Here is an 11,656-nt window from a genome sequence, read left to right as displayed (position 1 = left end):
TCAAAGAACTAATTAATCGGCGATAATAGTGACTCGTCCTTGTGAACCATACCCAACTTCACTTATATAAAGGTTGGGATCGTGAAGTTCGGCGATGATATTTTGTACTGACTGTTTGGCATCGAGTCTGGGGCTTAGGTCGATCGCACGAGTGAAAACTTTGGGCCATTCCCATCTCAGAGTTTTGGTTAATCCAAATAAACCAGCGCCGATCGCACCGAAGTTAACTTTGTACTCTAACCCAAAGGCTCCATCGAGATGAGCTACTGTGCAGAAACAACTACGTCCATGCTTTGCAGCTTCGTTTAGAGAGGGCTTGAGGTGTTTCGCCATCAAAAATACGTGCTTGACGATCGCCTTTTCTGATTCGTTATAAGAAATACTTCCGGTGTGATTTCCTACAAACATCGGATGTAAGTGGATGAAAGCCCCAATCGTTCCGCAGTGAGATGCGATCGCTTGCAATTGTTGTTGGAGATGTTCTTCACTCAAGTTTGCTAAGGTGACGCGGGTTACTCCTGTGGGTAAGGGCGCTTGTTGGGCGATGAGCGATTGGGGAAAGCTGATAACTACTACTTTCCAGCCTTTCTCGATTAGGGATTCAGTTAATTTATAAGTGGTGAGGGAACCATCATCGGTAATTAAACCGATGTGTCCCTCTGGTAACGTGAAATCCAAGTAATCGGGCTGTGGTAGACTTCTGAGTTTGACGAGATGGCGCTGGATATTATGCTCTAATTGGGGTGGCTGCTGTTGGACAAACTCAGGTTCAGACTTTTTTTTTTCACCTCCAGCCAACTGCTGTAGGTAATCAACTATTTGACCGATGGTGCGGAGATCGCCGAGTTCTTCGATATTTGGCTTGGGTAAGTTGGGGTACATTTCTTGCATCGCCCCTAAGATTTCTACCCGTTTAATCGAGTCAATCCCTAAATCAGCTTCCATGTCCATTTCCAGTTCCAGCATCTCGACTGGATAACCAGTTTTATCGCTGGTGATGGCTAACAGGGTTTCACCTAAGTTTGCAAATTCATCACTTGTAGCGGCTTCTGGTTCTGGAGTGAATGCGACAACTACGCTTGGTTCCGGTGCAATGACTACCTCAACTACTGGTGCAGCCTCTACTGGAATCTCAGTTGCTTGTTGTACTTCGTGAACTGCAATTTCTACAGTAATACTTTTGGAAGCGTGAGATTGCAGATACTCTACAACTTGGCCGATGGTGCGTTTTTCTGACAGTTCTTCTAAATTGGGCTTGGGTAAGTTGGGGTACATTTCTTGTAGCGCCCCCAAGATTTCCACCCGTTTGATAGAGTCAATTCCTAAATCAGCCTCCATGTCCATGTCCATTTCCAGCATCTCGACTGGGTAGCCGGTCTTATCGCTGGTGATGGCTAAGAGGTTTTTATCCAAGTCAACAATATCGATGGTTGCGCCAGATACAGGTGCAGCAGTTGTGGGTGCTGGTTCTGGGATAAAGGCAACAACTTCGTTGGCTGGAGGTGAGCTAATTTTGACTACAACCTCGGCTTGAGGTTCTACTACTGGAGGAACAGGTGATGCCGCTACAGGCTCCACTGTCTCAAAAGTAGGGAGTGGAGAGAAGAGATTGGGGAGCAAAGAAGAGGAATTTTCATCCTTCTTAGAAGTAGTGGATACAGAAGTTGCAACTACAGGCTCTACAACAGGTGGGAGAGGTTCTTGGATAACAGTTGAGCCGTTTTTAGCTACAGGCTCAGTTACAGGCAAAGGCTGGCTTTCTACTATCTTGGTAGTAGCAGGTACGGGTGCGTCAGTAACAGTTGTTTCTGTGGTGAACGGAGTGAAATTGCTGAGTTTCTCTGTTAGTTGAGTTGCTCCGTCACCTGAGATGATTAGAGAATATTCTTGCTGGATGAGTTGGAAAAAGCTCTTAGTATATTCCAACTGCTCTTGGAGATATTGCTCATGGATGCGTAGAGTTTCACCTTGTTGGGAATGAAACTGCATCATGCTACGCTCTAAGCTTTCCATGACAACTAGCTTCATTTTGGCAGTTTCGGCTGTTGATTTACTTTCACTCAACAAAGAATTCTGCTGCTGCATCAGTTGGAAAAACGCTTTAGCGTATTCCATTTGATGGTTGAGATAAGTACCGTGAACTTGTAAATTCTCGGCTTGATTTTCCTGGAACTGTGTCAGGAGATATTCTAAACTTGCTAAAAGTTGTTCGTAATTTGTAAGTTTTTCTGGTGTTGGTTGCATCTTAGATTCCTGGACTGGTTGTGACAGGGTAACAGGATTCATCTGTTGCTCTGGCTGGGTGATGATATTAGCAGTCACACCGTTCATTACTGGGGTAAGTTTTTTATGTCCGTTAGTCTCTATCACTGCTACAGGTGGAGTTACACCGGGGCTGCTAAACAAAGGAGCCACAGTTTCAGAAGATTCGGGAGTGGGTAATGTGACTTTATGCCCATCCTGCAAAGCAAGAGCGAAGGCATTTTTCGTTTTTTCGGATCTGTAGTTGATGCCGTTTAAACGGACATTTAATGTCTTCTTCGTCTCAATTGGGGGGATAGTTTGGGGAAGTTGGTAAGGATCGAGGTCATTCAAAGCCAAACCAATCACTCGCAACTGCACAACTGCTTCTCGCAAAGAGCGATCGCTATTCTTTTGAGTGCTAGGGTTCAAAGATACGGTAATATGTGGGCGATCGCCAAGAATCTCTTTCACCAAATTGCTAAGAATTCTCCTCGGCCCAAATTCCACGAAGCAAGTACCACCCGCCGCATAGATATTTTCAATCTCCTGTTTAAACAGCACTGAGTTTGAAAGGTGCGTTTCCAGGATTTTTTGAATATTTTGGGCTTCTTTGGGATACTGCTTACTGGTAACGTTGCTGTAAACAGGGATTTTCGGACTTTGGAATTTGACTGACTTGGTGGCGATCGCAAATGATTTTTGAGCAAAGGCGATTAGCGGTGTATGGAACGCTGCGGAAACAGGTAAGAGTACAGCTGTATATCCTTTCTCGTGTAAAATCTCTCTGACTTTCGCTATTTCTGCGGTAGGCCCAGCCAAGACAAATTGAGTTGGAGAATTTTGATTAGCGATCGCAACTTGCGGAAACTGCTTCAACACTGCTTCTACTTTGCTGATGTCTTCTTTGACAGCCAGCATACTTCCCGCATCATGATCCGGATCTTCGGGTGCAGCCATTGCTTGACCCCTAGCTTTCACTAAGAACAAGTAATCTTCTGTACTCAAAACCCCCGCAGCCCATAGTGCGGTTAATTCACCAAAGCTATGTCCCGCCACAAAATCTGATTTAAATCCAGCTTGTTGCAGTATGCTGTACATCCCTGCACTCAACACCCCGATGGCTGGTTGAGCATATTCTGTGCGTTGCAAGGCAGCAATTTGGACATTTTTTTCTGCCTCTCCAAACACAGGATGAGGGAAAACGATTTCTGACAACGGCTGCAAATTATCTTTGATTAACAGGCTATCCATATAACCATGCAGACGGCGCATCAAAGGAAAATTCATCACCAGTTCGCGTCCCATCTCCAAGTATTGCGAACCTTGTCCAGAAAATAGAGAGACAACTTTTCCGCCCAACTCCATACCAGAGGAACGGTAATAAATCCCTTGGGGATGCTCCCAAGATGCTGCTGACCCTTTGAGTTTCAGCCAGTCAATGCTAGTTTGCAGCAACTTGCAAGCTTCTTCGATATTTTCAGCGACAAACCCAAATCTGGCAGCAGAAAGGGGAATTTGTTGTGATTTGCACTCATTGACTAATTGTGCGTAGTGTGTAGGTGCTTCAGGCGATCGCAACTTACCTAAAATCTCTTCAGATTTGCTCAACAATTGCTCTACTGTAGGAGCAAACAACAACACTTCACTAGCACCACTGTGTAAGCGGTAAGCGGCGTTTTGGTCGGCTTCATATTCTTCCAAAACAACGTGATAGTTGGTTCCACCAAATCCAAAGGAACTCACACCCGCGCGTCTTGGCGCTTCGCCTTCTGGACGAATCCAAGGTCTGGTTTCAGTATTCAAATAAAAGGATGAATTTTTAATGTTGAGTTTGGGATTCGGCTCAGTAATGTTAATTGTCGGCGGTAATACTTTGTGATGTAAAGCCAAAGCAGTTTTAATCAAACTCGCCGCACCCGCAGCCGCTTTTGTGTGTCCGATTTGTGATTTTACACTACCCAAAGCGATGTGCTGCTTTTTGTCATCATGCACATCAAAAAAGTCTTTTAAAGAACCGAATTCTGTCGGATCTCCAGCCATTGTACCGGTGCCGTGTGCTTCCATCAAACCAACAGTAGCGGGAGAGAAGCCGGCATCTTCATAAGCACGTTCTAAGGCTTTGACTTGGCCTTCTTTGCGGGGAGCATAAATACTCTTGTAACGCCCATCGCTGGAAGTACCAATACCTTTAATTACGGCATATATTTTATCGTTGTCCCGTTCAGCATCTTCTAACCGTTTGAGGACAATCATCCCAATACCTTCACCCAGCATCATCCCATCAGATTTAGCATCGAAAGGTTTGACATTTTCACTGGGAGTAACAGCCGGTGTTTTGCTGAATGAGATGTAAGCCATGATGGTGTTATCGGTATCAACGCCACCAGTCAGCATCATGTCAGAACGATGCTCAACTAGTTCGCTGATTGCCATTTTTAAAGCACCAAAGGAACTAGCGCAAGCGGCATCAACTACGCAATTCATCCCGCCAAAATTTAGGCGATTGGCAATTCTACCCGCGACTACGTTAGCTAACATTCCAGGGAAAGCATTCTCATCCCATTTCACATAGGCGCTTTTGATTTTATCAACGATTTTTTGGGTATCTTCGTCAGATAAACCACTGCTTTTGAGAACTTTTTCCCAAATAGGATATTCCAATCTCGCCGAAAGTGGCATTCCTAATTGCTTGGCCATAGCCACGCCTAAGATTACCCCAACCATCTCGCGGTTAAAATCACGTTTTTCGCCATAACCAGCATCTTCCATCGCCTCTTTCGCAACCACTAAGCTTAATAGTTGCGATACATCTGTAACTTCCAAAATGCTGGGCGGAATACCGAATTCCATCGGGTTGAAATCTACCTCTGGAATAAACCCGCCTCTTTTACAATAGGTTTTATCTTCAGTAGTTCTGGGATTTGGATCGTAATAATCTTTGACGCTCCAATGAGTGGAAGGAACATCAGTAATACAGTCAATTTTGTTTACAATATTTTGCCAGTATTCCCGTAAATTTCTGGCTTTAGGCAATAGAGAAGCCATCCCAACAATGGCGATAGGATTGTGTTGTAATTGTCTGTTAATTTTATTGGTTGACACTGATTTATCCGATTTCATTTTTTTTCCCTCGATAGACTTAATCACAGCCTGTTCACAATTATTGACAAGGCTTTCTAACTCCGCTAAGGCAGTATCAATTGAATAAGCAGACATAGGGCATAGTTAGTACTGTGAATTGTGTAGCTACAGTAATTTCTGTTGCCTACTAAATAATGAAAAACTCTCGTTTTGTAAGCAGTTAGCTATCCTATCTCCGCTAAATGCTTGTTTCCAAATCGACACCACACGACACATACTGCCAGTGGAAATCCTGATGTTTCCAGACGACTTTGGCACACTGCGTAGGCGTAGCCCGTCGTAGACATCGCACAAAAATGTTATCCAACGCTAGACTCTTTAAATTGTGGCAATAGGTCAATGACGTTGTTAAAACTGGTAAAATAGTCTTGGAGTGTAATAGCTGCTTGACCAGTGAATTTAATCCATTTGTAATGGTAAAGATTTTGAGTAATGGTATCCTACTGGAGTGATGGGAACTGAGGAGTAGCTAAGAGAACAGAAACGTTTTTTCACCCAAAAGCATTTGATTATCTAGGCTAACTACAGCAACATAACTGTTGTTTATGACAACGTTCTGTATCTTGTTCAATGTCATAGCCAGTTTCAACGTCCGGGATAATATATTTTATGCTATTTAAACCAGGAAAGTTGACAAGTTTGTTACACAAAAGACACCACCTTTAATCCGAATTTATGTAACTTGAACAAGTAATTAAACGGTTACAAGGTAATGACAAAGCAGTTATCTTTAGTTATTTTTAATTTAAAAATTTCAATTGAATAACTAGTTTGTCTAACCACTTTAAAGCATTGAATTAATAAAAACATTAGCATACTTTACAGAAACTAAATCATTTCTTTAAAGTTATTTTATAAATAAACATCCACAATTACTGATGTTGATTTGAATAAAATTAAGCAGAAAAGTATAATTTGTAACTCTATAAATTTGTGAAAGATTTTGTTGTCTACGAGTTAGCCATAAGTTTGTCCTGAATTAAGTTAACAATGAAATCTGTTGTCTAATAAGTCACAATTCAATGAATACATAGATAAATTGAATAGCGATGAAGTATGTTTTCTCAGAGAAACATCATAATTTAATCAAAGTTTTTGGTTATTTTTCAATATAAGTCAAGTTAAAAAGCAAAGCGGTTATTTATAAAGCAAATATTAATTTTTAGTATGTTACTTGATAAACATAATCATGATTGCATCAGTTAAAAGGACGGTTAGAAAGCTAGGGCGAATAGAATTTGCGGCTACTCTACAAGAACGCTAAGAGGATGTTTTAAAAGTCCTTTTGTCAGTATCAAAAGTTTTAGATCCCCCTCTCAATCCCCCTTAAATAGGGGGACTTTAATTCCGGTTCCCCCCTTTTTAAGGCTACGGTGTATACACAAGTCTGAAGTAGTTTACTCACCTGGTTTATGCCTCAGTTTTACCCCACCCTAACCCTCCCCTTGCAAAGGGGAGGGAACAAGATTTTCCGGTTTCCCCCCTTTACAAGGGGGGATTAAGGGGGGTAATTCAACTTGTGTATACACGGTAGCTTTTTAAGGGGGGTTAGGGGGGATCGAAAAGTACCTAAATTCACAGCGAAACACTTTTCAAACAACCTCCAACAGCAAACCCGCAGAGTAATTCGCCTGCGCGGACTAAGAAAAATTAGGTGTTTTAAACTCACGGAGGCGGTCACTGAACTTGTCGTACCCCTCCGGGGAAGCAAGCTACGCGCAGCGTCTCGTAGAGAAGTGTGGGTTTTGCCTGTGTAGACGCAGTTTTTACCCGCCCTTTTAACGTCCGTTAACTCACCAAAGGTATCACTTCATGCATTGAATTAGTAGAATCAAAAGCAATAATAATGTCTTATAGTACACAACCTTGTTAATAATAATCTGTTAGTAATATCAAATCTGCTTAATAGCTAACTATCTGTTGGTATTCAATTGCTATACAAGGGATTAGTGACAAGTAACTTTTTCAGCATCTAATCTTACTGTGATGAAATATTTTCGTGAGAGAATCAGGATTTATGCAAAGTTATTTGGTTGACAAAATTTAATTTTTACGCCATAATTAATGACAAGTTTATCCCAATTCTGAGTTCATTTTTATTAGCGCTTCGTTGTTCTTAAAAGTTCAGTTTTCTGACTAGCGCTATTGTATTTTACGCTACGGGATTAGATGACAAAATAGGATATAACTTAGGAAGCTTTGAAGTAACACGCCATTAATTTTCACGCCACAATACTAAGTTTGGGCGGTAAAAGCGTACAACAATTCATATAAAACCAATTTAGATCCATCCACGGAATTTAAGGTAGAAACCCTAGAGGAAAAGCCCTCTTGGTAATTTGCGGATGAGTCTATTCTAATCGACTAAATATAACCAGGATATTCTCTAAAAAAGCAGAATTGGAATGAAAATATGGCAGTAAATAAAGAAAGTCGATTATTCACAAAACCCGTAGGCCGATCGCAACTAATTTTAGCAGCTTCTCTGACTTTAGCGGCTGGATTAATCGCTTTCTATAGTTTGACACCCTATTGGTCTAAACCGAAAGTTGTGACAGCGCCAGCCAACCCTCCAAAAGCTGCCACGCCTGCGAAAGTTGCTGTAACAGCTTTGGGACGTTTGGAGCCAGAAGGCGAAGTTACTACTTTGACTGCTCCTACTTCTAATAATGGGGTACGAGTAGACAGACTGTTGGTAAAAGAAGGAGATACGGTTAAAGCAGGGCAACTATTGGCCTATCTCGAAAATTATGGTCGTTCTAGAACCGCATTACAACAGGCTTTAGACCAACTGCAAGTTGCCAAAGCCAAATTAGCGCAGGTGAAATCTGGAGGTAAAACCGGAGATGTTGATGCTCAAAAGGCTGTAATTGCCCGGTTAGAGCCACAATATAAAGGGGATGTTGCGACACAACAGGCGACAATAAACCGCATCCAGGCAGAAGTAGACAACGCTCAAGCCGAGAATAATCGCTATCAGCAATTATATAGACAAGGTGCGATCGCGGCTTCTGTAGCAGATAGCAAAGCTTTGCAACTAAAGACTACACAACAGCAGCTAACAGAAGCTCAAGCCACCCTCAAGCGCACTCAAGATACATACCAAGAACAACGCAAACAAGCGCAAGCGCAACTCACCAGTATTAGCGAAGTGCGTAGCGTAGATGTTCAAGTTGCACAAACCGAAGTCAATAGTGCAACAACTTCTGTTCAACAAGCAAAAGCCGACTTGGATTTAAGCTACATCAAATCTCCCATAAATGGCAAAATTTTGAAAATTCACGCCAAAACCGGAGAAGTAATTAGTACCACCAGAGGATTTGCTGAAATAGGTAAGACATCTCAAATGTATGTGATTGCAGAGGTGTATCAAACCGATGTTCAAAAAGTGCGTGTAGGACAAAAAGCCACCATTAACAGCACTGCATTTACCGGAACATTAAAAGGAACTGTGAAAGAGATTGGTTGGCAAGTTGACAAACAAAACATCTTTAGCCTAAACCCTGGTTCAGATACAGACCGCAGAATAGTGGAAGTTAAAATCTCCATCGATAATCCCGCCGATAGTGAAAAGGTCGCCCGTTTAACCAATTTACAAGTGGATGTTGCCATTCATATTTAGTCTATTAGGCATTAGTTATTAATCATTCACAAATGACCAATGACCAATGACCAATGACATAGGCGCTTTGCCTTCCCGCAGGGTATGACAAATAACAAATAAATCCATGATTTTGAAAATTCCTTTAGCATGGCTACAGCTAGCCCAGCAAAAAGTTCGTTTATTAGTAGCTGTAGCCGGGATTGGTTTTATTGTGCTGCTAATGTTTGTGCAACTTGGTTTTCAAGATGCCCTCTATTCCAGTGCAACCGCAGTTCATCAGAATCTCAAAGGAGATTTATTTTTAGTTAGTTCGCAATATAAATCCTTGACCTCAAATCAAAGTTTTTCGCGGACTCGTTTATATCAATCTTTGGGGTTTGATGGCGTAGAGTCAGTTAGCCCCATGTATTTGCAATTTGCCAAACTGAAAAATCCGGCAACTGGTGAGAAATATTCAATATACGTTATTGGTTTCGATCCCGGTAGACCTGTGATAAATCTCCCAGAAGTTGAGAAAAATTTAGATAGACTCAAAACTCCCGATGTCATGCTTTTTGACCGGGGTTCTCGCCCAGAGTTTGGCCCAATAGCTGAAAAATTTAATGCGGGAGAAACTGCACAGACAATTGAAATATTTCCCTTCAATTCATTAATTGGCTATAGAGTCAGAATTGGTGGCTTATTCACATTAGGGCCTTCCTTTGGTGTAGACGGAAACTTACTTGTTAGTGACTCCACTTTCTTGAGGATAAATCCCAATACTCGTCCGGCCGATATGATCGATATTGGTTTGATTTCCCTCAAACCTGGTACTAATGCAGAAACAGTACTGAAAAATTTACAAGCAAGTTTGCCTAATGATGTCCAAGTTTTTACCCGCCAAGGCTTCATTGATTTTGAAAAAAAATATTGGGCTGTCAGAACACCCATTGGTTTTATTCTTAACTTGATGTTGACAATGGCTGCGGTCGTTGGTGTGGTTATTGTTTATCAAATTCTTTACAGCAATATTGCTACACAGTTCGTTGCTTATGCCACTTTAAAAGCCATAGGTTATGCCAATAGCTATTTATTAAATGTGGTATTTCAGCAAGCTTTGATTTTGGCAATCTTAGGTTATATTCCAGGATTTATTACTTCTGTCTTGTTATATAGTTTTGCAGCAGAAGCAACTAAACTACCAATAATGATGACCACTAATAATGCAGTTATTGTCTTAACTTCAACAGTTTTAATGTGTATAACATCAGGAGCACTTGCTATCAATAAACTCCGCTCCGCAGATCCGGGAGATATTTTCTAAGCAAGATAACTTGCTCGGAGTAACTTGTTAAAGACAAGCAAGTTCGTAGTAAGGACTTTAGTCCTTGTTTTCTAAGCACTAAAGTCCTTACTACAAACCATCAAAACTAGCACTTTTCTTTTAATCAAAAATCCAAAATTGGTATAACCCTTACTATATGAACCTCAAAGACAAAACTCTCCTAATTACCGGAATTAATGAATTTGTCGGTTTGCGTACAGCCGAGTTAGCAATAGCGCAAGGAATGAAGGTTCGTGGACTGCAAAGTTCGACAGAACAAAACAAACAATTACAGAATTTAGGTGTAGAGGTAATTATTGGTAGTATCACCGATTCTGCGATTGCTCAAAAGGCTTGTCAGGGAGTAGATATCGTTTTACATACAGAGCAAATTGCCGAAGAAGCTGGTGCAATTAAGCATTTTCGTGATGTGAATGTTGGCGGTACTGTCAACATGGCTAAAGCCGCTAAACAAGCTGGTGTCAAAACATTTGTGCATCTATCTAGTGTGATGGTTTACGGTTTTAACTATCCTGATGGTGTTACAGAATCCGGGCCACTTTCTGGCGACAATAATCCCTACTGTCAAACGAAAATAGAAGCCGAAACAGCAGTATTAGAACTTAATAATCCCTCAGATTTTGGGATCATCATTATTCGAGCCGGAGATGTTTACGGCCCAGGAAGTATTCCCTGGATAGTCAGACCAATTCTGATGATGCGTCAAAAATTATTTGCTTGTGCCAATGATGCTAAGGGAGTTATCAATCACGTATATATAGATAATCTGATTGATGGTATCTTTCTCGCGATAGAAAAAGAAATCTACGGTGAAATATTTAATATCACCGATGGACAAGAAACTTCGTGGAGAGAGTATTTTATGCGTTTAGCAGCAATGGAAGATTTGCAAGCACCCCTTTCATTATCGAAAGATGAAATCAAGTTGTTTCTAAAGCTACGCGTTCAAGGACAAAAACTTTTTCGGAAAAAAGTTGATATCTTACCAGAGTCCATAGATTTTATGACTCGTCCTTATGCTTGTTCCATTGCCAAAGCCCAAAATCTGTTAAATTACAAACCAGCAGTTGATCTAGAATTAGGAATGCAGCAAACACATGAATGGCTGCAAAAAACAGATATTCAAAGCTTGATGAAATAGTTTACAGATTTTCGGGAATTCAGGAGTCAGAATTGGCTAAACCTTAGCTATCCGCTAACAGAATGATTGCAAAATGAAGAAGCTAGAAGACACTTGATTGACTTGAAATGATTTTCAGCTTGGTATGAAAGTATCCTTAATCCTGACTCCTGGATTCTGACTTCTGAATTCTTACATTGCATTTACCTTACTACGATTAACC

General features: G+C 41.1%; 4 protein-coding genes and 1 pseudogene. 3 read left to right on the top strand and 2 right to left on the bottom strand.

Going from position 1 to position 11,656, the window contains the following annotated elements; all coding sequences use genetic code 11:
* Positions 1 to 12: 12 nt before the first annotated feature.
* Both V7K61_RS14530 and V7K61_RS14525 read right to left on the bottom strand, forming a co-directional pair.
* Positions 13 to 5,460: a beta-ketoacyl synthase N-terminal-like domain-containing protein gene (locus tag V7K61_RS14530; protein WP_335054019.1), complete on the bottom strand. Its 5,448-nt coding sequence runs from the start codon at positions 5,458 to 5,460 to the stop codon at positions 13 to 15.
* 224 nt (positions 5,461 to 5,684) lie between these two features.
* A pseudogene (locus V7K61_RS14525) lies at positions 5,685 to 5,962 on the bottom strand (hypothetical protein).
* A 1,836-nt stretch (positions 5,963 to 7,798) separates the two neighbouring features.
* Between V7K61_RS14525 and V7K61_RS14520 the strand changes: the two are divergent.
* The 3 genes from V7K61_RS14520 (at position 7,799) to V7K61_RS14510 (ending at position 11,454) form a co-directional block, all read left to right on the top strand.
* The gene (locus tag V7K61_RS14520; RefSeq protein WP_335054017.1) at positions 7,799 to 9,007 is read left to right on the top strand and encodes an ABC exporter membrane fusion protein; all 1,209 of its coding nucleotides are present in this window, start codon (positions 7,799 to 7,801) and stop codon (positions 9,005 to 9,007) included.
* Between the two features lie 106 nt (positions 9,008 to 9,113).
* Positions 9,114 to 10,292 carry an ABC transporter permease DevC gene (gene devC, locus V7K61_RS14515; RefSeq protein WP_335054015.1) on the top strand — a complete coding sequence of 393 codons (1,179 nt, stop codon included), beginning with the start codon at positions 9,114 to 9,116 and terminating at the stop codon, positions 10,290 to 10,292.
* 157 nt (positions 10,293 to 10,449) lie between these two features.
* On the top strand, positions 10,450 to 11,454 hold the full coding sequence (locus V7K61_RS14510) for an NAD-dependent epimerase/dehydratase family protein (protein ID WP_335054013.1): 1,005 nt from the start codon (positions 10,450 to 10,452) through the stop codon (positions 11,452 to 11,454).
* Positions 11,455 to 11,656 lie beyond the last annotated feature (202 nt).

Origin of the sequence: Nostoc sp., assembly GCF_036918015.1 — a bacterium.
Taxonomy (GTDB): domain Bacteria; phylum Cyanobacteriota; class Cyanobacteriia; order Cyanobacteriales; family Nostocaceae; genus Nostoc.
This window is presented reverse-complemented; position numbering and strand designations above follow the sequence as displayed.

Bases quoted from the DNA above. Each gene is read 5' to 3' on its own strand.
- V7K61_RS14530 (WP_335054019.1), bottom strand. From the start codon at position 5,460: ATGTCTGCTTATTCAATTGATACTGCCTTAGCGGAGTTAGAAAGCCTT.
- devC (WP_335054015.1), top strand. From the start codon at position 9,114: ATGATTTTGAAAATTCCTTTAGCATGGCTACAGCTAGCCCAGCAAAAA.
- V7K61_RS14520 (WP_335054017.1), top strand. From the start codon at position 7,799: ATGGCAGTAAATAAAGAAAGTCGATTATTCACAAAACCCGTAGGCCGA.
- V7K61_RS14510 (WP_335054013.1), top strand. From the start codon at position 10,450: ATGAACCTCAAAGACAAAACTCTCCTAATTACCGGAATTAATGAATTT.